Source organism: Streptomyces sp. NPDC006012 (genome assembly GCF_042871185.1).
In the GTDB taxonomy this organism is placed as follows: domain Bacteria; phylum Actinomycetota; class Actinomycetes; order Streptomycetales; family Streptomycetaceae; genus Streptomyces.
Map to the genome: position 1 here is coordinate 81,586 of NZ_JBIAIE010000024.1, position 24,041 is coordinate 105,626.

At 70.2% G+C, this 24,041-nt stretch carries 16 protein-coding genes and 1 riboswitch; of the genes, 7 read left to right on the forward strand and 9 right to left on the reverse strand.

Annotated features, from left to right (window positions below; all coding sequences use genetic code 11):
* Positions 1-39: 39 nt before the first annotated feature.
* Together ACFYPJ_RS30805 and ACFYPJ_RS30810 are read left to right on the forward strand one after the other, a co-directional pair.
* The gene (locus tag ACFYPJ_RS30805; RefSeq protein ID WP_389024233.1) at positions 40-1,800 is read left to right on the forward strand and encodes an SDR family oxidoreductase; all 1,761 of its coding nucleotides are present in this window, start codon (positions 40-42) and stop codon (positions 1,798-1,800) included.
* 426 nt (positions 1,801-2,226) lie between these two features.
* Positions 2,227-2,829, forward strand: a complete 603-nt coding sequence (locus tag ACFYPJ_RS30810) for an RNA 2'-phosphotransferase (protein ID WP_389024236.1) — start codon at positions 2,227-2,229, stop codon at positions 2,827-2,829.
* A 197-nt stretch (positions 2,830-3,026) separates the two neighbouring features.
* Here the strand turns inward: ACFYPJ_RS30810 and ACFYPJ_RS30815 are convergent, their stop codons facing one another.
* The gene (locus ACFYPJ_RS30815; protein WP_389024238.1) at positions 3,027-3,938 is read right to left on the reverse strand and encodes an LLM class flavin-dependent oxidoreductase; all 912 of its coding nucleotides are present in this window, start codon (positions 3,936-3,938) and stop codon (positions 3,027-3,029) included.
* A 223-nt stretch (positions 3,939-4,161) separates the two neighbouring features.
* Between ACFYPJ_RS30815 and ACFYPJ_RS30820 the strand changes: the two genes are divergently transcribed.
* The gene (locus ACFYPJ_RS30820; protein ID WP_389024241.1) at positions 4,162-5,049 is read left to right on the forward strand and encodes a Cof-type HAD-IIB family hydrolase; all 888 of its coding nucleotides are present in this window, start codon (positions 4,162-4,164) and stop codon (positions 5,047-5,049) included.
* On the opposite strand, the gene ACFYPJ_RS30825 is transcribed toward ACFYPJ_RS30820, so the two are convergent.
* From ACFYPJ_RS30825 to hisC, 6 genes are all read right to left on the reverse strand, one after another.
* Positions 5,050-6,153, reverse strand: coding sequence for a M23 family metallopeptidase (locus ACFYPJ_RS30825; protein WP_389024243.1), 1,104 nt, complete (start codon positions 6,151-6,153; stop codon positions 5,050-5,052).
* Positions 6,154-6,275: 122 nt separating this feature from the next.
* The gene (locus ACFYPJ_RS30830; protein WP_389024246.1) at positions 6,276-7,964 is read right to left on the reverse strand and encodes a GAF domain-containing sensor histidine kinase; all 1,689 of its coding nucleotides are present in this window, start codon (positions 7,962-7,964) and stop codon (positions 6,276-6,278) included.
* 60 nt (positions 7,965-8,024) lie between these two features.
* The gene (gene cydD / locus ACFYPJ_RS30835; RefSeq protein WP_389024249.1) at positions 8,025-11,648 is read right to left on the reverse strand and encodes a thiol reductant ABC exporter subunit CydD; all 3,624 of its coding nucleotides are present in this window, start codon (positions 11,646-11,648) and stop codon (positions 8,025-8,027) included.
* 61 nt (positions 11,649-11,709) lie between these two features.
* A complete protein-coding gene (cydB, locus tag ACFYPJ_RS30840) occupies positions 11,710-12,717 on the reverse strand; it encodes a cytochrome d ubiquinol oxidase subunit II (protein ID WP_389024252.1) in 1,008 nt (335 codons plus the stop codon).
* A gap of 20 nt (positions 12,718-12,737) precedes the next feature.
* Positions 12,738-14,246 carry a cytochrome ubiquinol oxidase subunit I gene (locus tag ACFYPJ_RS30845; RefSeq protein ID WP_389024254.1) on the reverse strand — a complete coding sequence of 503 codons (1,509 nt, stop codon included), beginning with the start codon at positions 14,244-14,246 and terminating at the stop codon, positions 12,738-12,740.
* Between the two features lie 321 nt (positions 14,247-14,567).
* Positions 14,568-15,647: a histidinol-phosphate transaminase gene (gene hisC / locus ACFYPJ_RS30850; protein WP_389024256.1), complete on the reverse strand. Its 1,080-nt coding sequence runs from the start codon at positions 15,645-15,647 to the stop codon at positions 14,568-14,570.
* Between the two features lie 437 nt (positions 15,648-16,084).
* Between hisC and ACFYPJ_RS30855 the strand changes: the two genes are divergently transcribed.
* From ACFYPJ_RS30855 to ACFYPJ_RS30865, 3 genes are all read left to right on the forward strand, one after another.
* Positions 16,085-17,197 (forward strand): LacI family DNA-binding transcriptional regulator, encoded by a 1,113-nt coding sequence (locus tag ACFYPJ_RS30855; protein WP_389024259.1) that lies wholly within the window; start codon positions 16,085-16,087, stop codon positions 17,195-17,197.
* 365 nt (positions 17,198-17,562) lie between these two features.
* Complete coding sequence (locus ACFYPJ_RS30860; protein ID WP_389024261.1) at positions 17,563-18,639, forward strand: metallophosphoesterase family protein; 1,077 nt, start codon at positions 17,563-17,565, stop codon at positions 18,637-18,639.
* A 180-nt stretch (positions 18,640-18,819) separates the two neighbouring features.
* Complete coding sequence (locus ACFYPJ_RS30865) at positions 18,820-19,689, forward strand: hypothetical protein (protein ID WP_389024264.1); 870 nt, start codon at positions 18,820-18,822, stop codon at positions 19,687-19,689.
* Between the two features lie 219 nt (positions 19,690-19,908).
* On the opposite strand, the gene thiC is transcribed toward ACFYPJ_RS30865, so the two are convergent.
* Positions 19,909-21,747, reverse strand: a complete 1,839-nt coding sequence (gene thiC / locus ACFYPJ_RS30870; RefSeq protein ID WP_389024267.1) for a phosphomethylpyrimidine synthase ThiC — start codon at positions 21,745-21,747, stop codon at positions 19,909-19,911.
* Positions 21,740-21,917, reverse strand: a riboswitch (TPP riboswitch). (Overlaps the previous gene by 8 nt.)
* Before the next feature lie 71 nt (positions 21,918-21,988).
* On the opposite strand from thiC, the gene ACFYPJ_RS30875 reads away from it, so the two are divergent.
* Positions 21,989-23,485, forward strand: a complete 1,497-nt coding sequence (locus ACFYPJ_RS30875) for a YibE/F family protein (protein ID WP_389024270.1) — start codon at positions 21,989-21,991, stop codon at positions 23,483-23,485.
* A gap of 87 nt (positions 23,486-23,572) precedes the next feature.
* On the opposite strand, the gene ACFYPJ_RS30880 is transcribed toward ACFYPJ_RS30875, so the two are convergent.
* On the reverse strand, positions 23,573-24,010 hold the full coding sequence (locus tag ACFYPJ_RS30880; protein ID WP_389024272.1) for an SsgA family sporulation/cell division regulator: 438 nt from the start codon (positions 24,008-24,010) through the stop codon (positions 23,573-23,575).
* Positions 24,011-24,041: the final 31 nt, after the last annotated feature.

The following is a 24,041-nucleotide window of genomic DNA, read 5'->3' on the forward strand; positions in this document are numbered from 1 at the left end:
CGTGGGTGCGGGTGTTCGGCGCTGGGCGGAGGACACGTGATGACGCTGAAGGACGCGCGGGAGCGCTGGGTGCGCACCACGGGCGGGGTCGAGCTGTGCGTGGCGGAGCTGGGTGACCCCGAGCAGCCGACGGTGGTGCTGGTGCACGGCTATCCGGACAGCAAGGAGGTCTGGTCGGAGGTCGCCGTGCGGCTCGCCGACCGCTTCCACGTGGTGCTGTACGACGTGCGCGGCCACGGCCGCTCGACGGCCCCGAAGCCGTTGCGCGGCGGGTTCACGCTGGCCAAGCTCACGGACGACTTCCTGGCCGTCGTGGACGCGGTCAGCCCGGACCGGCCGGTGCACCTGGTGGGGCACGACTGGGGGTCGGTGCAGTCCTGGGAGTTCGTCACGGTCGACCGCACCGAGGGCCGCATCGCGTCGTTCACCTCGATGTCCGGCCCGTCCCTCGACCACTTCGGGCACTGGATCCACGCGCGCGTGCAGCGGCCCACGCCCCGCCGGGTGGGCCAACTCCTCGGCCAGGGCGCGAAGTCCTGGTACGTGTACCTGCTGCACACCCCCGTCCTGCCCGAACTGGCCTGGCGCGGCCCGCTCGGCAGGAGCTGGCCGAAGATCCTGGAGCGGGTCGAGCGGGTCCCCGGCGGCGACTACCCCACCTCGTCCCTGCCGCAGGACGCCGCGCACGGCGCCTGGCTGTACCGGGACAACGTGCGGTCCCGGCTGCGCAGTCCGCGCCCGGACGCGTACGCGCACGCGCCCGTGCAGCTCATCACGCCCCTGGGGGACGCGTTCCTGTCCGAGAAGCTCTACGACGAACTGGAGCGGTGGGCACCGCAGTCGATCCGTCGCACACTCCCCGCCAGGCACTGGATCCCCCGCACCCGCCCGGACCAACTGGCTTCCTGGATCATCGAGTTCGTCGACCGGATCGAGGGCGGACGCCCGGAGCCGGCCGTGCCCACCGGCAAGTACACGGACCGCTTCGGCGGCCAACTGGTGCTGGTCACCGGCGCGGGCAGCGGCATCGGGCGGGCGACGGCGTTCGCGTTCGCTCAGTCCGGCGCGCGCGTGGTGTCCGTCGACCGGGACGCGGAAGCCGCCGCCCACACGGCGGAACTGTCCCGTCTGCTCGGCGCCCCCACCGCCTGGGCGGAGACCGTGGACGTCTCCGACGAGCAGGCCATGGAGAAGCTCGCCGACAAGGTCACCGCCGAGTACGGCGTGGTGGACGTGCTGGTCAACAACGCCGGAATCGGCCTTTCCGGATCCTTCTTCGCCACCACGCCCGACGACTGGCGTGCGGTTCTGGACGTCAATCTCTGGGGCGTCATCCACGGCTGCCGCCTCTTCGGCGGGCGGATGGCCGAGCGCGGCCAGGGCGGCCACATCGTCAACGTCGCCTCGGCCGCGGCCTATCAGCCCTCCAGGGCGCTGCCGGCCTACAGCACCTCCAAGGCCGCGGTCCTGATGCTCAGCGAGTGCCTGCGCGCCGAACTGGCCGTCCAGGACATCGGGGTGACTGCGGTCTGCCCCGGATTCGTCAACACCAACATCACCTCCACCGCGCGCTTCACGGGCGTGGACGACGAGGAACAGCGGCGTCGGCAGCGGCGCACCGCGCGGCTGTACGGGCTGCGCAACTACCCGCCGGAGAAGGTGGCCGAGGCGATTCTGCGGTCGGTGGTGCGCAACGAGGCGATGGTCCCGGTCACCGCGGAGGCCCGCGGCGCTCACCTCATGTCCCGTTTCCTGCCGGGGGCGTTGCGCCGGATCGCCCGGGTCGAGCCACGACTGTGAGGACGGGTCGGCCCAACTTTCGCTATGAACTACCGTAATTGATAGGTCAGGAGGTGCATGCGTCTGCTTTTGCACCGGAGTTCACGCACGTCGGAGGACGGGCGCGAAACGCGCCGGGAACCAACCGGTGAGGCGCCTTGTGGGGATATCGGCAGATACGATCCCGGCCGTGGAGTGGCTTGTTGGACCATGGCGGACGACATCCTTTGCGGCGACTCGTCACCGAACGGAAGGCAACGGAAGGGCACTTGGTCCAAACGGCGGCAAGTCACAGGACTATTAACGAACTTGACGAACCATCCTGAATCACGCAGGAGTTGTCCACAGATCACTCAATTCCCCTGTGGATAACCGCACTTGGCTGTGGATCAAACCTCCGAGTGAAAACAACATGCGTGATCCGCGTCTCCTCGGCATCCTGATGGAGTGAACATCCGAAGAGAGAGAAACGAGAGAGAGGGCGGCGGCGAGACCGACGAGAGGCGGACCGTGCGCGTGTCGAAGTACCTCTCGAAGCACCTGCGCCATCAACCCGACCGGATCGGCCTCGCGCTGGACGAGGGCGGCTGGGTCGAGATCGACACGCTGATCGCCGCGGCGGCTGCGCACGGGTTCCGGTGCACCTGCAGGGAACTCGACCACGTCGTGGCCACCAACGACAAACAGCGCTTCGCCATCGAGGGGACCCGGATCCGCGCCGGCCAGGGGCACACCGTCGAGGTCGACCTCGGCCTGCCCCCGGCGACTCCGCCGCCGTACCTCTACCACGGCACCGTCGCCCGGAACCTGGACGCGATCCGCGCCACCGGTCTCCAGCCGATGAACCGGCATGACGTGCACCTCTCCGCCGACCGGGCGACCGCGACCCGGGTCGGCGCCCGCCGCGGCCGCCCCATGGTGCTGCCGGTGGACGCGGGCGCCATGCACCACGACGGTCACGTGTTCCACGTCAGCGCGAACGGGGTGTGGCTCACCAAGGCCGTACCGCCCCGCTACCTGCGGTTTCAGCAGCCCACCGACCCGCGGTGACCGCGCCGCCCCACGAAGGCCGGTGACCGTTCCCCCACCGCCGAGGCCACCGCCGCGAAGTGCCGCTGAGACCACCGTCGCGGAGTACCACGGAGGCCACAGTCATGCGGTACCGCTGCGGCCGTCGTCGCGGGGTCACCGTTGAGGCCGTCATCGCACGGTCACCGCTGCGGTCACCTTCGCGGACGGCCAGTTCATCAGCCCAGTTGTGCCGGCGCCTCCCTGGCGATGCGCTCGAAGACGCCCTCGTCCGCGGCGAAGTCCGAGTCCGGGATCGGCCAGTGGATCACGATCTCGGTGAAGCCGAGTTCCCTGTGCCGGCCGGCGAAGTCGACGAAGGCGTCGAGGGACTCCAGGGGACGCCCGCGGTCCGGCGTGAAACCCGTGAGCAGGATCTTGTCCAGGGCGACGACGTCGCGGCCGATGTCCGCGCACGCCCTGCCCAGCTTCTCGACCTGATCGCGCAGGGCCTGCCGGGACTGCTCGGGAGTGCCGGTCTCATACAGCTTCGGGTCACCCGTGGTCACCCACGCCTGCCCGTGACGCGCGGCGAGCCGCATTCCCCGGGGGCCGGTGGCGGCCACCGCGAAGGGCAGCCGGGGACGCTGTACGCAGCCGGGAATGTTGCGCGCCTCGTGCGCCGCGTAGAAGTCGCCGGTGTGCGAGACACCATCCGTCCCGTCATCGGTCAGCAACCGGTCCAGTAGCGGGACGAACTCCGCGAAACGGTCGGCACGCTCCTTAGGCGTCCAGGGCTCCTGCCCGAGGACGGTCGCGTCGAAGCCGTTGCCGCCCGCGCCGATACCCAGCGTGATCCGCCCGACGGAGATGTCATCCAACGAGATCAGTTCCTTGGCGAGGGTCACCGGGTGCCTGAAATTGGGCGACGTGACGAGGGTTCCCAGACGGATCCGTTCCGTGACACCCGCGGCGGCCGTCAGCGTCGGTACCGCCCCGAACCACGGGCCGTCCCGGAACGAACGCCAGGAGAGGTGGTCGTAGGTGTACGCCGTGTGGAACCCGAGTTCCTCCGCGCGCTGCCATGCGGAACGGCCTCCCTCGTTCCAACGGCGGTACGGGAGGATCACTGTGCTCAGGCGCAGGCTCATGGCTCAGAGCCTACGGCGACGCTCGACGAGCCCCGAAAGAGCGCCCGGCAGGCAGCCCGGCCCCTGTCCGCCCCCACGTGGCCCGGGTCGACGCCGCTCCCGGAGGCCACGGCGGGAGGGCAGACGCCGGCGCGGCCGGAACGGCCCCGAGGAGGGAGACCGCCCCCGGATTCGGGCCATATATCACTCATCCGTGCGAACTGTCGCACGGTCGTGCGGGCATATGCGCGAGAATGGCCCGGTGACCTCAGCGACCCGACAGCCCACGACCCCGACTGCCGCCGTTCCGCCCCGCCTGATCGCCACCGATCTGGACGGCACCCTGCTCCGCGACGACAAGTCGGTCTCCCCGCGCACGGTCGCCGCGCTCGCCGCCGCCGAGGAGGCGGGAATCGAGGTCTTCTTCGTGACCGGCCGCCCGGCCCGCTGGATGGACGTCGTCAGCGACCACGTGCACGGCCATGGCCTGGCGATCTGCGGCAACGGCGCGGCCGTGGTCGACCTGCACGGCGGCCCCGGCACCCACCGGTTCGTCAAGGTGCGCGCGCTGGCCCGGGAGAACGCCCTGGACGCCGTACGGCTGCTGCGCGACGCGGCACCGGGCACGGTGTACGCGGTCGAGCAGACCTACGGCTTCCACCAGGAGCCGGCCTACCCGTATCAGCACATCGAGGTGCCCGAGATCCTCCAGCCCGCCGAACGGCTCCTCGCGGCCGACGGACCCGGAGCCGGCGAACCGGTGCTCAAGATCCTCGCCTACCACCCCGACCTCGACCCCGACGCCTTCCTCACGCTCGCCCGGCTCGCCGTGGGCGAGCGCGCCACCGTCACCCGCTCCAGCCCCAGCACCCTGCTGGAACTGAGCGGCCCGGGCGTCTCCAAGGCCAGCACGCTCGCCCTGTGCTGTGCCGAGCGCGGCATCTCGCCCGAGGAGGTCGTCGCCTTCGGGGACATGCCCAACGACGTCGAGATGCTGACCTGGGCGGGCCGGTCGTACGCCATGGGCAACGCCCACCCGGACGTGATCGCGGCCGCTTCGGGGCGGACGGACGGCAACAACGATGACGGCGTGGCGGCCGTCATCGAACGGATGCTGGCGGAGCGGGCGTAGTCACCACGGCCGCGCACCGCGCAGCCGCACACCGTGCCGGGCCAGCCACGACACCGGATCCACCGCCGATCCCGCCTCCGCGGTGACCCGTACCTCGAAGTGCAGATGCGGGCCGGTCGAATTGCCGGTCGTGCCCGACTGGCCGATCCACTGCCCGGTGCTCACCCGGTCCCCCTCCCCGACGGCCACGGCGGCCAGATGCGCGTACTGCGTGCAGTAGCCGCCGGGATGCCGGATCACGATCTGGATGCCGAAGGCGCCCCCGCACGACACCTGATCCACATGGCCCGCGCCTGCCGCCCGCACCGGTGTGCCGATGGGCACCGCGAAGTCCTGCCCGGTGTGCCGGTGCGCCCACCGTTCCCCGCCGCGGCCGAAGCCCGCGGACAACTGGTACGTCCGCACCGGCGCGACCCATGCTTCGCCGACCGGTGTGCCTTCGCCGACCCGTGTGCGGGGCTGTTCCAGTCGTGCGGCGGCGTGACACCGGCCCGCGGCAACCGAGGCGTCCGCCCGGTCCTGCAACTGGCCGCGGGCCGTCGCCAGCTTCCGTTCGATGTCCCGCCGCAAACCGGCGAGTTCCGTGGTCCGACGCCGTACCGCCCGCCAGGCCGTCCTGGCCCGCGCCTCCTCCGCGGCCAGCCGCGCCTCGGCCCGGCGGCTGCTGTCCACGGCGCTGCTCACCGCGAGGCTCGTCCGCGACCAGGCGTGCTGACCGCGCATCAGCTGGTCGGGGCCGGTGGCGAGCAGGATCTGCGCGGTCAGCGGCAGGCCCCCGCCCGACCGGTACTGGGCACGGGCGAGACGGCCGAGGTTCGCGTGCAGTACGGAGATCCGACGTCGCTCACGGCCGAGCAGCCGGTCGGCGCGCAGGGCCCCGGCGTGCTGTTTCTCCGTCTCGCGCCGCCCGGTCTCGTACTGCCGCGTCGCCTCGGCCGCGTCCCGGTACAGATGCGCCACCTGGAGGCCGACCGCCGGCACATCACCGAGGCGGGGCCCGGAGCCGGGTCCGTCCCCGGCCGCATGGGCGGGCGGGACCGCGAGGACGACGAGCGCCCACAGCAGGGCCCAGACTGCCGGCGGACGACAGCGGTACGAGCGCATGCCGCGATGGTGGCGTGCCGGGACGGCCGCGGTCACCCGCGACGCTCACACCGGGGGACCGGTTGCCGCCAATGGCGCAGCGCCGGGCCGACCGACGCCTCGGTTCCACGCGAACCGGCCACTCAGAACGGTGCCTGCCACACCACCGCGGTGCCCGCGCCGTCCGGCCCGATGCCCGGCCCGAGCCTGCTGTCGCCGCCCAGGGACTCGGCACGCCGCTCAAGGTTGTGCAGCCCGCTGCGCCGCCCGGCCTGGGCGGCGACTCCGACTCCGTCGTCCGCGACGGTCAGCCGCACTCCGGACCGGCCGCTCGGCAGGGCCACGGTCGCGTCGATGACGACCTCGATCCTGGACGCCCCCGCGTGCCGGAAGGCATTGGACAGCGCCTCCCGCAGGACGGCGATCAGGTTCCGGCCGGTGTCGTCGCCGACCAGGGTGTCGACGGCGCCGACGAAGCGGTACGTCGGTCTGAAGCCCAGAGGCACAGCCGCCATGTCGATCTCCCGCAGGATCCGGGTACGCAGCCCGGACGGCACCTCCGCGGAGTCCTGCTGGAGCGCGAAGATCGCGGCACGGATCTCCTGGATCGTGACGTCGAGTTCGTCGACCGCCTTCCGCACGCCCTCCCGCACCTCGGGCACGACCGACCTGCGCTGCGCGCTCGCAAGCAGCATCCCCGTCGCGAACAACCGCTGGATGACCAGGTCATGCAGGTCACGGGCGATCCGGTCGCGCTCCTCGAATACCGCGAGCCGCTCCCGGTCGCGCTGGGCCCCGGCCATCATCAGCGCCAGCGCGGCCCGCGCGGCGAACTGCACCGCCAGGGTCCGTTCAGCCCGGGTGAACGGACGCTCTCCCCGCGCCCGCGGTGTGACCAGAGCGCCCAGAACGCGGCCGTCGCTCTGCAGGGGCACCATCATGACCGGCCCGTAGCCACGCGCGTACTCGGTGCGCAGGCGGCCGTCGGCGGTCGCGTCGTGCATGAACACCGGCTGGCCGGCCAGCAGTTCGGCGACGATCGTGCTCCGTGCCGGAAGCACCGCGCCCAGCAGGTCGGAGGGCCGGTCCGAGGCGACGGCGACGGTCTCCAGGCCGCCGTCGGCGGCGGGCAGCAGCACCGTCCCGGCCGCCGAGCCGGACAGCCTGCGTGCCTGCTCCGCGACGACCTGGAGGGCGTCGTGCGCGTCCCCGCCGGACAGCAGGGCGGTGGTGACGGCCACCGACCCGTCGATCCAGCGCTCCCGCTGCTTGGCGGCCTCGTACAGCCGGGCGTTGCCGATGGCGATGCCGGCTTCCCCGGCCAGCACCCGGACGATGGTCAGATCGTCGTCGTCAAAGGGCCTGCCGCCGCGTTTCTCGGTCACGCAGAGGCTGCCGAAGATCTCCCCTTGCGCCCGGATCGGGGCACCGACGAAGCCAGTCATCGGCGGATGGTGCGCCGGGAAGCCGCAGGCACGCGGGTCCGCGGTCAGATCCCGGAGGCGTACCGGGGCCGGGTCGTGGACGAGCGCGCCGAACAGCCCGCGGTGCCCGTCCGGAAACCGGCCGATGCACCGGGCGACGGTCTCGTCGACGCCGTGATGGACGAAGTCGGCGAGCCCCTTGCCGTCCTCGGCGACGATCCCGATCGCCGCGTACCGGGCATCGGCCAGTTCGGCGGCCGTCCGGCAGATCCGGTCGAGCGTGGAGTGCAGTTCGAGGCCGCCCTCGTCCGCGCACCGGACGGCCTTCGGCAGTGGCGGCACGGCCGGTAACGACTCGGACGAGGGCTGCGGGGGATGCACGCCGGCGTCGGAGGGCGGTACGGACATGGAGCAGAGCGTAGATAGTCCTGTTTGCCAGGGAAAATCGAAGCCCGGCGGCGAACCCGGCTACGGTGCCGAGACCAGCAGTTCCGCCGCCGCCTCCCGCTCCGCCATCGCCCGCAGCGGCCCGTCCGCCGCGGCCAGTTCCGCGTACGTACCGCGCTGCGCCACGCCGCCCCCGTCCAGCACGATCACCTCGTCCACGGCATCGAGTCCGGCCAGCCGGTGCGTGATGAGCAGCGTGGTACGGCCCTCGGTGGCGGCCAGCAAGTCGGCCGTGAGCGCGTCGGCCGTGGGCAGGTCCAGATGCTCGGCGGGCTCGTCGAGCACGAGGACCGGGAAGTCGGCCAGCAGCGCGCGGGCGAGCGCCAGCCGCTGCCGCTGGCCGCCCGACAGCTGCGCCCCGTGTTCACCGACGAGGGTGTCCAGCCCGTCGGGCAGAGCGTCCACCCATTCGAGCAGCCGGGCCCGGGCGAGCGCGTCCCGCAGTTCGGCGTCGCCGGCGTCCTTCCGGGCGAGCAGCAGATTCTCCCGCACGGTGCTGTCGAAGAGGTGCGCGTCCTGGGCGCACAGCCCGACCAGGCGCCGTACGTCGTCGCCCTCGACAGCACAGGCGTCCACGCCTGCCAGCGTGTAGGAGCCCGCGTCCGGATCGAGAAACCTCAGCAGGACCTGGCCGAGGGTCGTCTTACCGGCCCCGGACGGGCCCACCACGGCCACCCTGCGCCCCCGCTCCAGCGTCAGGTCGAACCCGGTGAGCGCGTCCCGCTGCTGCCCCGGGTGCCGGACGGCGAGCCCCTTCACGACGAGTGGGAACGGGGACACGGGCGCCTGCCGGGGCCGCTTCGGCTCCCGTACGGGCTCCGCCGCGTCCAGGATTTCGTGGACGCGCTCCGCGCTGCGCCGCGCCCGCTGGCGGTGGCGCACGGCGAGCGGCAGTCCGAGCACGGCTTCGAAAGCAGCCAGCGGAGTGAGGACGACCACGGCCATGGCCACGCCGTCGAGCCGTCCCGCGGCGACCGCCTGGGCGCCAAGCAGCGCGGTTGCCGCCACGGTCAGGCCGGAGATCAGGGCGGTGAGGCCGTCCCCGAGTGCGGTGGTGGCGGCAGCGCGCGAGGCGATCCGGGTGAGGGTGCCGTCGGCCCGCCGCGCTTGGTGGGTACGAGCGGGCAGCGCGCCGGCGACGGTCAGTTCGGCAGTGCCGGTGAGCAGGTCGGTCACGCGGACGGCGAGCAGCCCTCGGGCGGGCGCCAGCCGCTGCTCGGCGTGACGGGCCACCGTGGCGGTCAGCAGCGGGACGCCGACGCCGGCCGCGAGCAGGCCCACCGCGAGCGCCGCCCCGGCCCCGGGTAGCAGCCACGCCGTGAACGCCACGGATCCGGCGGAGACGGTGAGCGCGACCCCGGCGGGCAGCAGCCAGCGCAGCCAGTAATCCTGGAGTGCGTCCACGTCGGAGACCAGCCGGGACAGCAGGTCGCCCCGCCGGACGGTACGGAGCCCGGCGGGGGACAGCCGTTCCAGCCGTCGGTACACCGCGACCCGTGTGTCGGCCAGCATCCGCAGTACGGCGTCGTGAGCGACCAGCCGCTCCGTGTACCGGAACACGGCCCGCCCGATACCGAAGGTTCGCGTCGCCGTCACGGCCACCATCAGATACAGCACCGGCGGCTGTTGGGAGGCGCGTGAGATCAGCCAGCCCGAGGTGGCCATCAGCCCGACGGAACTGCCGAGAGCAAGGCTCCCCAGCAGCAGCGCGAGCGCCAGGCGGCCGCGCCGGGGGCCTGCCATGGCCCGGACCCGGGCGAGGGCACCGGACGCGGGAACGCGGGACCGGTCGCCGTCGTCGGCTGCGGGAGCCGGGGCGGGCGTCCGGACGGTGTCCGGGGCGCCCACGACCGGACCGTGTCCCACCGCCACGGACGAGGGCGGGGACGCTGCCTCCGCCGGGAAGGCCGGCGTGGCTGCGCCCTCGGACGAAAGCCGACGGATGGCTGCGGCCTCGGACGAAAGCCGGCGAGTGGCTGCGGCCTCCGCCGACGGGCGGACAGACGCGCCCTCCTCCAGCCGCACCACCCGGTCCGCCACCCCCAGCAGCGCCGGCCGGTGCACGACGAGCAGGACCGTGCGTCCCACGGCCAGCCGCCGCACCGTCGCCACGACCTCGGCCTCGGTCGCCCCGTCCAGCGCGGCCGTCGGCTCGTCCAGCAGCAGCATGGGACGGTCCGCCAGGAAGGCCCTGGCCAGTGCCAGCCGCTGCCGCTGACCGGCGGACAGCCCGGCTCCGTCCTCGCCGAGCGCGGTCCCCGCGCCGTCGGGCAAGGCGTCCACGAATTCCAGCGCGCCCGCGTCGGACAGCGCACGGCGCACGGCCTCGTCGTCCGCGTCCGGACGGGCCAGCCGCACGTTCTCCGCGATCGTCCCCGCAGAGAGGTGCGGCCGCTGGGGCACCCAGGCGATCCGTGACCGCCACTGCTCCGGATCGACGTCCGCGAGGTCGGCTCCCCCGATGCGCACCCGGCCCGCGGCGGGCCGTACGAAGCCCAGTACCACGTTCAGCAGCGTCGACTTGCCCGCACCGCTCGGCCCGACAAGGGCGACGGTCTCGCCGGGTTCGACGGTGAAGGACACCTCCGTCACGGCGTCCGCGGCCCGCCCGGGATAGCGGACGGTGACCCCGTCGAAGGCCAGCGTGCCCGAGGGCACCGCGCCCTTCCCGGCCTCCGGGAGAGGCGTTTCCAGCACGGCGAAGATCTCTTCGGCCGCGGCCAGCCCCTCCGCCGCCGCATGGAACTGCGCTCCCACCTGACGCAGCGGCAGATATGCCTCCGGAGCCAGGACGAGGATGACCAGTCCGACGTACAGGTCCATGTCGCCTTGGACGAGCCGCATGCCGATCGTCACGGCGACCAGCGCGACGGACAGGGTCGCCAGCAACTCCAGCGCGAAGGAGGAGATGAACGCGATCCGCAGCGTACGCATCGTCGCCTGCCGGTACTCGCCGGTGATGCGACGGATGGACTCGGCCTGCGCCTTGGCCCGCCCGAAGACCTTCAGTGTCGGCAGACCCGCCACCACGTCCAGGAAGTGGCCGGACAGCCGTGACAGCAGCCGCCACTGACGGTCCGTCCGGGACTGGGTGGCCCAGCCGATCAGCACCATGAAGACCGGGATGAGCGGCAGGGTGCCGACGATGATCGCCGCCGACACCCAGTCCTCGGTGACGATCCGTGCGAGCACGGCGACCGGCACCACGATGGCGAGCCCCAGTTGCGGCAGATAGCGCGAGAAGTAGTCGTCGAGGGCATCGACTCCGCGGGTGGCGAGGTTGACCAGCGATCCGGTCCGCTGCCCGCTCAGCCAGCCCGGGCCGAGCACCACCGCCCGCTCCAGGAGCCGTCCACGCAGCTCCGACTTCACCGAGGCACTCGCGCGGTGCGCGGCGAGTTCGGTGAGCCAGGAGACGACCGCACGACCGACCGCGACAGCGGCCAACAGCAGCAGGGGAGTGCGCAGTTCACCGGCCGAGAGGTGGTGGTGGAAAGCACCGACGACCACCTCGGCGATGAGCATGGCCTGAGCGATGAGCAGGCCGGCTCCGAGCGCACCGAGGCCGACGACCGCGACCAGGAAGACGCGGGTGGCCCGGGCGTATTGAAGGAGACGCGGATCGATCGGTTTCACGTGAAACATGCCCTTCGGCCTGGGGAGGGGTGTTTCACGTGAAACACCGTGGAGGCCCCTCCCGGCAGACTCAGTGACCGGCTTCGGGAGCGATGTGCTGCGTCCCGATCCGCTTGCGGAACACCCAGTACGTCCAGCCCTGGTAGAGCAGCACGATCGGCATGGCGATCACCGCGCACCAGGTCATGATCTTCAGGGTGTACGGGCTCGACGCAGCGTTGGTGACCGTGAGGTTCCAGTCCGCGTCGAGCGAGGACGGCATGACGTTCGGAAAGAGCGACAGGAAGAACATCGACACGGTCGCGACGACAGTGATGCCGGAGAGCGCGAACGCCCAGCCCTCGCGGCCCACTTGGTTCGCCACGAGTGCGGCCACCAGCGCGGCCACCGCCACGACCACGGCTGCCAGGCTCCTGCCGTTGCCGCTGTCGATCTGCGTCCACAGCAGGAAGACAAGAGCCAGCACGGCCGTCGCAAGACCGACCCGCAGCCCGAGCTTCCGGGCCCGGACCCGGATGTCTCCGACGGTCTTGAGCGCGACGAACACCGCACCGTGGAAGGTGAACAGCGTCAGCGTGACCAGGCCGCCGAGCAGCGCATACGGATTGAGGAGGTCACCGAGGCTGCCGACGTAGTCGAAGTGCTGGTTGATCTTCACACCGCGCACGATGTTGGCGAAGGCGACACCCCACAGGAACGCCGGAACCAGCGAGGCCCAGAAGATCGCTCTCTCCCAGTTGCGCTGCCAGCGCTCCTCCGGACGCTTCACCCGGTACTCGAAGGCGACACCCCGGACGATCAAGCACAGCAGGATCACCAGCAGCGGCAGGTAGAAGCCGGAGAACAGCGTGGCGTACCACTCCGGGAAGGCGGCGAAGGTCGCACCGCCCGCGGTGATCAGCCACACCTCGTTGCCGTCCCAGACGGGGCCGATCGTGTTGATCAGCACTCGCCGCTCGGCACGGTCACGGGCCAGCAGTTTGGTGAGGACGCCGACTCCGAAGTCGAAGCCCTCCAGGAAGAAGTAGCCGATCCACAGGACGGCGATCAGAACGAACCAGACATCGTGAAGTTCCATGGCTGTGCAGCTCCCCCGGCCTAGTACGAGAAGGCCATCGGCTTGTCGGCGTCACGGGAGTCGCCGCCGATCTTCGTGGGCGGGTTGAGGTCGGCCTCGGTCAGTTCGGGCGGCCCGGCCTTGACGTACTTCACCAGCAGCTTGACCTCGATGACGGCGAGGATGGCGTAGAGCGCGCCGAAGGCGATCATGGAGGTGAGGACCTCGCCCTGCGAAACCTCGGGGGAGACCGCGTGCCGTGTCTGCAGGACGCCGTAGACGACCCACGGCTGACGGCCCATTTCGGTGAAGATCCAGCCCCACGAGTTGGCGATCAGCGGGAAGCCCAGGGTGCAGATCGCGATGCGCCAGTACCAGGGGGTGAGCTTCGGGCCGAGCGCCTTGTTCTTGAACAGCACCAGGTGCGGCACCTCGTCCTCGGCCACCCGCAGATGCTGCGGCAGCATGAACTTCTTGCGGGTCAGCCAGAGTCCGGCCAGCCCGATGGCGAAGGACGCCATGCCGAAGCCGATCATCCAGCGGAAGGCCCAGAAGGTGACGGGGATGATGGGCCGGTAGTCGCCCGGACCGTACTTGGCCTGCTCGGCCTTGTTGGTGTCGTTGATGCCGGGGACGTACGAGCCGAAGTCGTCGTCGGCAAGGAAGGACAGCACCCCCGGGACCGACAGTTCTACGCTGTTGTGCCCCTTGCTGACGTCGCCGTAGGCGAACAAGGAGAACGGCGCGGAGTTCTGGCCGTCCCAGAGGGCCTCGGCGGCGGCCATCTTCATCGGCTGCTGCTTGAACATGACCTTGCCGAGGGTGTCACCGCTCACCGCGGTGAGCAGGCCGGCCACGACGACGGTGACGAGACCGAGGCGCAGTGAGGTCTTCATCACACGGATGTGCTTCTTGCGGGCCAGGTGGAAGGCGGCGATGCCGACCATGAAGGCACCGCCGGTCAGGAAGGACGCCGCCAGCGTGTGGAATGCCTGGGTGAGTGCCGTGTTCTGGGTGAGCATCGCCCAGAAGTCGGTGAGCTCGGCCCGTCCCTTCGCCTTGTCGATCTTGTAGCCGACGGGGTGCTGCATCCACGAGTTGGCGGCGAGGATGAAGTACGCCGACAGGATCGTTCCTATGGAGACCATCCATATGCAGGCCAGGTGGATCTTCTGAGGCAGTCTGTCCCAACCGAAGATCCACAGACCGATGAAGGTGGACTCGAAGAAGAACGCGATGAGTGCTTCGAAGGCGAGTGGGGCACCGAAGACATCACCGACGAACCGCGAGTAGTCCGACCAGTTCATGCCGAACTGGAACTCCTGCACGATGCCGGTGACGACGCCCATCGCGATGTTGATCAGAAAGAGCTTCCCCCAGAACTTCGTCGCTCTGAGGTACTTCTCGTTCTCGGTGCGTACCCAGGCGGTCTGCAGCCCGGCCGTGAGGGCGGCCAGGGAGATCGTCAGGGGAACGAAGAGAAAGTGGTAGACGGTAGTGATGCCGAACTGCCAACGCGCCAGTGTCTCCGGCGCCAAAGCCAAACCCACGTCGTCAGCTCCTTTCCTTACATCGCCGTGAAAAAGCGGCGGTTTTGCCCCTTTTGTCACGCACACCGTTGGGCAATCGGGACTCACTTGTGAACGCGTTCACATTCACAAGCAATTATGACGCATGGCCGTTCGACACCCGAGACGCGGGGGGTCTTTTTACTCGGACCGGCCGGATCCGGACAACCACGGACCGAGGACCCATGAACGACATCAGCCCCGGGTTCGCACCCGGGGCTGATGAATCACCTTCGATACGGAGGTGCCCGTTTCACGTGAAACGGGCACCTCAGCGGGCGTCGCGCCCGAGGACTCGGAGCTCTACAGCCCCTTGTGGAACTCCCCCGCCACCTTCAGGAAGATGTCGTTCCCCTCGTTCTCCCCGATCGTCACCCGCACGCCCTCACCGGGGAACGGCCGGACCACCACTCCGTGCTCCTCGCAGGTTGCCGCGAAGGCACTCGTGCGCTCCCCCAGCCGTAGCCAGACGAAGTTGGACTGAGTCTCGGCGACGGTCCAGCCCTGGGCGCGCAGGGCATCGACCACCCGCGTCCGCTCACACACCAGCGAGCCGACCCGGCCGAGCAACTCGTCCTCGGCACGCAACGAGGCGATGGCCGCCTCCTGAGCGAGCTGGCTCACCCCGAACGGCACCGCCGTCTTGCGCAGCGCCTCGGCCACCGGCTCATGGGCAACGGCGAAGCCGACCCGCAGCCCCGCGAGGCCGTACGCCTTCGAGAAGGTCCGCAGGATGCAGACGTTCGGCCGGTCGCGGTACAGCTCGATCCCGTCCGGCACCTCGGGGTCACGGACGAACTCCCGGTATGCCTCGTCCACCACCACCAGGACGTCGCCCGGCACCCGGTCGAGGAACCGCTCCAGCTCGTCCCGCCGTACAACCGTGCCCGTAGGGTTGTTCGGGTTGCACACGAAGATCAGGCGCGTCCGGTCGGTGATCGCGTCGGCCATCGCGTCCAGGTCGTGCACCTCGCCCGGGGTGAGCGGCACCTGTACCGACCGGGCACCGCTGACCTGCGTGACGATCGGGTAGGCCTCGAAGGACCGCCAGGCGTAGATGACCTCGTCGCCGGGTCCGCTGGTGACCTGCAGCAGTTGCTGGGCCACGCCTACGGCACCCGTACCGGTGGCCAGGTGGCTGAGCGGGACGGCGAAGCGCTCCGACAGCTCGTCCATCAGCCCGGTGCACGCCATGTCCGGGTAGCGGTTGAAGGACGAGGCCGCCGCGGTCACGGACTCCATCACGCCCGGCAGCGGGGGATACGGGTTCTCGTTCGAGGAGAGCTTGTAGGCGGCCGAACCGCCCTGCACGGCGGGCCTGCCCGGCTTGTAGGTGGGGATACCGTCCAGCTCGGCGCGCAACTTGGGGCTCGTCTCGCTCACCACAGTCCTCCTCGCGACCACCGGCTGCTCGTCAGCGCCGGCATCCAATACTGCTTACCTTATGAGGATTCGGCCTTCCTGCGTACAGGTGCGACCGGGCGAGATTTGGCGGAGGGAGCAAACCCCACGAACCCCACCGGCATCACGGGCAACACGACAGGAAGGCGCATGAAACGGGGGCGCGCCGCACATATATCTACGCGCCGGTGGCTTGCGCCCTGGCGCGCGTCCCTCATGCAGGTGAGTTGAGACCTCTTCGAAACATCGGACACTTGGCAGGCCCATGCGCGCCGACAAGTCACGTCTTGCCATAGGACCGGTCAATTGGCTTGCATTCCAAGGAACTTACCCCTAGATGACCTTGCAGAAACGTGCCTGTCAACGCGTGCATATGCGTCCGCACTACCCCACCGCATGAGCCCTACTATCGGCTCGCCATGACAGCAGCAGGGAAGCACCAGGTGAGCCGCGCGGAAACCTCACGTCGAGGCAGCCGGCCGGGTCGGGCGGGCATCAGGGACGTGGCCGCCGCCGCCGGAGTCTCCATCACGACCGTCTCCGATGCCTTGAACGGCAAGGGCAGGCTCCCGGACGCCACCCGCCGCCATGTCCGCGAGGTCGCGGACCGGTTGGGCTACCGCCCGTCGGCCGCGGCGCGCACGCTCCGCACGGGCAAGTCCGGTCTGATCGGTCTGACCGTGACGACCTACGGGGATGAACCTTTCACCTTCACCGAGTTCGCCTACTTCGCCGAGATGGCCCGGGCGGCCACCTCCGCCGCGCTGGCCCGCGGCTACGCGCTGGTGATCCTGCCCGCGACCTCGCGCCACGACGTGTGGTCCAACGTCGCCCTGGACGGCACCGTCGTCATCGACCCCTCCGACCAGGACCCGGTGGTCAGCGAGCTGGTCCGGCAGGGCTTACCGGTCGTCTCCGACGGCCGCCCGGCGGGTCCGATCCCGGTCACCGCCTGGGTCGACAACGACCATGAGGCCGCCGTCCTCGGCATCCTCGACCACCTCGCCGACGCGGGCGCCCGTCGCATCGGCCTGCTCACCGGGACGACGACGGACACCTACACCCACCTGTCGACCACCGCCTACCTGCACTGGTGCGAACGCGTCGGCCAGGACCCGGTGTACGAGGCCTACCCTGCACACGACCCCTGCGCGGGCGCGGTCGCCGCGGACCGGCTGCTGGCCCGCCCGGACCGCCCCGACGCCGTCTACGGGCTGTTCGACCCCAACGGCACGGATCTCCTCGCCGCCGCCCGCCGCTACGGTCTGCGGGTCCCCGAGGACCTGCTCCTGGTGTGCTGCAGCGAATCCGTGGTGTACGCCAACACCGAGCCGCCCGTCACCACGCTCTCCCTGAAGCCACGCCGCATCGGCACGGCAGTGGTTCAGCTGCTCATCGACGCCATCGAAGGGGTCGAGTCGGAGCAACCGGTCGAGCAGGTGATACCGACCGAACTGATCGTGCGCACCTCGTCCCAGCGGCGCCCGCCGCGCACGACGGTCAGTCCGCCACGGGTCCCGGAAGAGAGCTGAGCGCTGCGCCGGAAGGCCGTCGTGCGTCAGCGTTCTCCGGCGGCGACATCACGGCCGGTCGCTCCCCGAGTCCCGGCTTCGCTCGAACGGGGGCACTACCCGTGACGCCGTTCCGTGCCGGGCCAACGTTGTCCGCGGAGCGCCGCCGGGCCGGGCGGGCGGCGAAACCCGCCCCGGCCCGGGCGGTGACAGCAGTGACCAAATCGGGGCGAAAGCCACGATGAAGGGGAGTCCTGCGCCGATTCACCACCCCTGGGTCATCACATGGCGCGATCCGCATTCCTATGATGGGCCCACGACACCGTGACCGCTGCGACCAGGCAGTCCGACGCGGTGCAGATGCGGCGTGATGGTGGAGGGGTCGGATGACTCAGGGGGCCGGTCGGGGACCCGAAGCGGAGCGGGCCGAGACGTTGCGCGACTTCCGGGTGCCCGCGTACGTCAACGAGACCGGTCCGTACGCCCACAGCACCGACCCCGGCGGCACGGCTCCGCCCGCCGAGGAGGGCTACCCGGAGGGATACACGCCCACCGAACGCGACCTGCCCGTCATCGGCCCCGGCGACACGCTCCAGATGCCGGTGGAACCGGTGGCCGCCCCGGCCGCGCCGCACCCGGCCGCCCCCGGCCCGCTGTACGTCGTCGGCGATGTGCACGGCTATTTCGACGAACTGCTCGCCGCCCTGCGCCAGCAAGGCCTGATCGACGCCGACGGCAACTGGTGCGCGGGCAACACACGTCTGTGGTTCCTCGGCGACTTCACCGATCGCGGCCCCGACGGCATCGGCGTCATCGACCTCGTGATGCGGCTGTCCGCCGAGGCCGCAGCGGCCGGCGGCTACTGCAAGGCCCTCATGGGCAACCACGAACTGCTCCTGCTGGGCGCCAAGCGGTTCGGCGACACACCGGTCAACTCCGGCGCGGGCACCGCCACCTTCCAGGCCGCCTGGCTGCTCAACGGGGGCCAGAAGACCGACATGGACCGGCTCCAGGACCACCATCTGCAGTGGATGGCCCGCCTCGACGCCGTCGAGGAGGTCGACGGCTATCTGCTCGTGCACTCCGACACCACCGCCTACCTCGACTACGGCGACTCGATCGAGGCCGTCAACGACACCGTCCGTGAGACGCTCACCCGCAATGACGCGGACGAATGCTGGGATCTGTTCCGCAAGTTCACCAAGCGTTTCTCCTTCCGCGACGAGGGCGGCGCCGACGCCGTGCGCTCCCTGCTCGACACCTACGGCGGCACCCGGATCGTGCACGGCCACAGCCCGATTCCCTACCTGCTCGGGGAAGTCGGCTCCGAGGACGGCGAGGAAGCTGCCGGGCCCGTGGTCGACGGTCCGCACGTCTACGCCGACGGGCTCGCCATCGCGATGGACGGCGGAGTGACCATGGCCGGAAAGCTGCTGGTCCGGCAACTTCCCCTGGATAGCTGAGCATCCGCGGGGCAGACGCGACGCCACGACGTCCGCGCAGGCCGGGCACCAATTTCCGGCAACCCCTGTCACCGCGTACCGTCACGGCTCTACCATCGGCTTATCCGTAGCAGGCTCCCCTCCGTTTCTGCCCGACGGCTCGCCGGCGTGCGAGCCCCAAGCCCTACGGAGCATCGGGGGATGCACATGAACAGCGTTCCGCAGCACCTGCTGAGCGAGGACCGCCAGGATTTCGAGCGGATCCTCGATGAGGCGCTGCGCTCCGCACCACACCGTCCTGACCTGGCCGCTGTCGGACAGCGGCTGAACCTCGAACAGCTGCGCACGATGGCACTGAACGCCACCGCACTCATCACGGCGTCCGCGGCGACCGAGTACCAGCACTACGTGAAGGCCCGCGAGGAACTGCGCCAACCGGTCCAGTCCACCCCGTCGTCGTCCGCCCGTGCGTCCGCTCCCGCGGATCCGGGCGCGGGAGCGATAGGGCTCGCCACCACTCTCGGCGAGGCTGCCGAGACCACCGGCGCGGGCGCCATCGCCGTCGTCGCGGTCCTGGCACCCGTTCTCGCCGGAACCGCCGCGGCGATATTCCTGCTCGTCGGCTACATCCTGAAGATGCTCACGCCCGAGCCGGCGTTCGCCCGGACCATGCTCACTGCGGGTTGGGTGTTCGGCACGGTGGCCGCGGCCGCGATCCTCGTGGCCGCCGTCGGGCTGTTGCTCACCGCCTTGCGCAACCGCCCCTCGGGAGAGACCGCGACCTGCACCGCGGCGAACACGGAGGTCCGCCGGGCCCGGGAAGCCTGGCAGGAAGCCCTGCTGGAACGGGGCGTCCTCCCCTTCCTGCTGGAATCGCTGGCAGAGCCCGGCGCGGTGGCGACCCACCGTACGTACCCGCCGACACCGACCGGCCGCATGCCACGCCTCGGCTACGGCCGGCCGGGCTTCAGCAGCCCCGAGGACACCTCCGCACCGGGCTCGCGCCCGAGTTTCAGCAGCCCGGACTACTCAAGCCCGGACTTCGGCGGCCCGGACCACCAGCCGGAGTGAGTCCGGCTTGCGCCCCCGCGGGGGCGCAAGCCGGGCACCCCGGTGGCACCGCTCGATCACCGGGACTCCGAGGCCCAGGACGTAGTTTTCCGGCCACATTCCAGCGGCCGGGACGGCGTCCTACGGCGCATGGCTCGCACGGGCACCGGCTCGCGGCGCTCCCCCGTCCCGCGGTCCGGTTTCCCCCGTGCGCTGTGGTGAACTCCGTACCCAGGTGCGTCAGTCGGCGATCGGCAGATACACCCGGTTGCCGCTCGCCGCGAACTCCTTCGATTTCTGGAGCATCCCTTCGGCGATCTCCTCCGGCGAGGCCCCGTCGGCCGAATCGCCCCCGAAGCGTTCCGTGATCGCGCGACTGATCTTCATAGAGCAGAATTTCGGGCCACACATGGAGCAGAAGTGGGCCGTCTTGGCGGGCTCGGCCGGGAGTGTCTCGTCGTGGAACTCCCGTGCCGTGTCCGGGTCCAGGGCGAGGTTGAACTGGTCCTCCCACCGGAACTCGAACCGGGCGTCGGACAGCGCGTCGTCCCACTCCTGGGCACCCGGGTGTCCCTTGGCGAGGTCGGCCGCGTGAGCTGCGATCTTGTAGGTGATGACGCCGGTCTTGACGTCGTCTCGGTTGGGCAGGCCCAGGTGTTCCTTGGGCGTGACGTAGCAGAGCATCGCCGTGCCCCACCAGGCGATCATCGCGGCTCCGATGCCGGAGGTGATGTGATCGTAGGCCGGAGCGACGTCCGTGGTCAGCGGGCCGAGCGTATAGAACGGAGCTTCATCGCAGATCTCCTGCTGCAGGTCGATGTTCTCCTTGATCTTGTGCATCGGGACATGTCCCGGGCCCTCGATCATCGTCTGTACATGGAAACGCTGGGCGATCCGGTTGAGTTCCCCGAGCGTGCGCAGTTCCGCGAACTGCGCCTCGTCGTTGGCGTCCGCGATCGAACCGGGGCGCAGGCCGTCGCCGAGCGAGTACGTGACGTCGTAGGCGGCGAGGATCTCGCACAGTTCCTCGAAGTTCTCGTAGAGGAAGGACTCTTTGTGGTGCGCAAGGCACCAGGCGGCCATGATCGAGCCGCCGCGCGAGACGATGCCGGTCTTGCGGTTCGCGGTCAGCGGCACGTACGGCAGCCGGACGCCCGCGTGGACCGTCATGTAGTCCACGCCCTGCTCGGCCTGCTCGATGACCGTGTCCTTGTAGATCTCCCAGGTCAGGTCCTCGGCCTTGCCGTCGACCTTCTCCAACGCCTGGTAGAGCGGCACCGTGCCGATGGGGACGGGGGAGTTGCGCAGCACCCACTCGCGGGTGGTGTGGATGTTGCGGCCGGTGGACAGGTCCATGACCGTGTCGGCGCCCCAGCGGGTCGCCCAGGTCATCTTCTCGACCTCCTCCTCGATGGAGGAGGTCACCGCCGAGTTGCCGATGTTGGCGTTGACCTTGACCAGGAACCGTTTGCCGATGATCATCGGCTCGATCTCCGGGTGGTTGACGTTGGCCGGCAGGACGGCCCGTCCCGCAGCGATCTCCTCGCGGACCACTTCGGGAGAAACGTTCTCCCTGATCGCCGCGAACTCCATTTCCGGAGTGATCTCGCCGCGTCGCGCATAAGCGAGTTGCGTGACCGCTGCGACGCCGGCACGGCTCCGGCGCGGCTGCCGGGGGCGGCCGGGGAAGACGGCGTCCAGGTTGCGCAGCCCGCCGCGCGGCGAGGTGTGCTTGATTCCGTCGTCCTCAGGACGGACGGGACGGCCCGCGTACTCCTCCGTGTCCCCGCGCGCGACGATCCAACTCTCCCGCAGCAGCGGCAGGCCTCTGCGGACGTCGGTCTCGACGAGCGGATCGGTGTACGGCCCCGAGGTGTCGTACAGCGTGACCGACTCCCCATTGGTGAGATGCACCTGACGGACCGGCACGTGCAGGTCGGAGCGTGAGCCCTCGACATACGCCTTGTGCCACCCGATGGACTTCCCCGTCGTCGTGCCCTCGGCGCCATCGGATCCGTTGGCGGCTCCGATCGTCGCGTGCTGCGTGGAGACAGGCGTGCGTTCGTCCTTGTTGGTCATGAGACCTACTCCCTACGCCGGCATTACCCGGTAACAGGTTCAGCGGTCGACGCAGCGGCTTCCGTTCATCGGTGCTTCGTGCGAAACGTCGGTCGTTCCACGTGAAACATCGCGAATACGGAGGTCAGCGCCCTCTCAGCCCGGTGCTCCGAGCTCCCGCGTGTGCAAAGGTGCCTCCACGCTAGCGTCAATTCGGGCGCGGTGAACAGAGGGCCCCTGTCGTTCTTGCGATGATCGGTCGGTGACCACGATGCAGCAGCCCCCGTACCCCCCGCCCGAGCCGCAGCGCGGACGCGGTTCCGAGCAGGGCAGCGGACACGGCCACGGGTCCGGTGCGGGCCACGGCCACGGTCCGGGTCACGAACACGGGCCGGGAGCCGGCCAGGGGTCCGGCCAGAGCCCCGGTGAGAGCCCCGGGCATGGCCATGCGCACGGTCACAGCCACAGTCACGGGCCCGCCGCGCCCGTCTCCAAGCATCTGCGCAAGGTCATCGCGGCCGTCCTCATCCCCTTCACGGCGGCGGTCGTCGTCGGGCTCGTGGTGCTCTGGCCCGGCGGAGCCCCGCCGCACGAACGCACCGGGGTCGGCTTCGACCGGCAGACGCACCAGGCCACGGTCACCCAGGTCGTCGCGGTGAACTGCAAGTCGGTGAACGCCTCGGGGGACATCCCGACCGGCGACACCTCCACCGCCGAGGGCAGCTCGGCACAGCAGCAAACCACCGGTACCTGCAAGAAGGCCACCATCCGGGTCGACACCGGCAAGGACAAGGGCCGTACGTTCACGGAGATCGTGCAGCCGGACCAGTCACGGCAACTGCACCAGGGCGAGAAGGTGATCGTCGCCTACGAGCCGTCGGCTCCGAAGGACCTTCAGTACTCGGTCACCGATGTGAACCGGAAGTTCCCGCTGGCGCTGCTCGCCGGCATCTTCGCGCTCGCCGTCGTGGTGGTGGGCCGGCTGCGGGGCGTGATGGCGCTCGTCGCCCTGGCCATCAGCTTCCTGGTGCTGACCCTCTTCATCCTGCCCGCTGTCCTACAGGGCTCGAATCCGCTGGTCGTGGCCGTGATCGGTTCGAGTGCGATCATGTTGATCGCCCTGTACATCTGCCACGGCCTGTCGGCCCGGACCTCGGTGGCGGTGCTCGGCACGCTGGTCTCGCTCCTGTTGATCGGCGTCCTCGGCTCCGGGTTCATCGGCTGGGCGGCGCTGACGGGCAACACGGACGACAACACCGGCCTGATCCACGGCCTGTACCCGTCGATCGACATGAGCGGTCTGCTCCTGGCCGGTGTCATCATCGGTTCTCTGGGCGTGCTGGACGATGTGACCGTGACGCAGACGTCGGCTGTCTGGGAACTGCACGAGGCCAATCCCTCGATGGGCTGGCGCGGGCTGTACCGGGCGGGCATCCGCATCGGCCGTGACCACATCGCGTCCGTCGTCAACACGCTCGTCCTCGCCTACGCCGGCGCCGCCCTGCCGCTGCTGCTGCTTTTCTCCATCGCGCAGAGCAGCGTCGGCACGGTCGCCAACAGCGAGTTGGTGGCGGAGGAGATCGTCCGCACGCTGGTGGGCTCCATCGGTCTGGTCGCTTCGGTGCCGGTCACCACGGCACTGGCGGCACTGGTCGTGTCGGCCGACCGGCCGGGGCAGGAAGCACCGGCGCCCGTGGAAGCGGCAGTCCCGGCGGGCGCGGCAGCGCGCGGCGGAAGGGGCAGGCGCCGCAAGCGGTGAGGCGCCGCCCCGGGCGGAACGGTCCAAGAGGAAGCGTTCCTGCACAATCCGCCACTGGCGCGGCCCGGCGCCCCCGCCGACCACGCCTCAGCCGGCGCTCTGCTCCTCGGCCAGGATGCGGTCCAGGGCCTCTTCGAGGTGGGCGTCGAAGTCCGCGAGCGCGCCTTCCTGGCCCAGCGGCACCAGCTTGTCCGTGCGGTCCAGGAACGCCACCAGCGGCGGTGCCGAGGAGCGGAAGACCGCCTGGTCGCCACCGACCTGGAGCCGGATCAGCACCTCGCCCAGAGCTTCGGAATCGTTGGGTGCGATGTGCACGTCACCGTCCCCGCACGGCCGGCCCACCCCGTCGATCAGCAGCTCCCGTCCGAAAGCCCAGGTCACCGGGGCGTCCCCGGGCAGGTGGAAGGTCAGCCGCACGGCATAGGGATCACAGGTCTCGTACCGCAACTCCACCGGAATGCGGAAGGCGAGCTCCTCGGACACGAGAAAGCTCATCATGACCTCTGCCTGTACGGACTCACGCATTGCCTATCCCGTCGTGTCATGCGGACTGGCC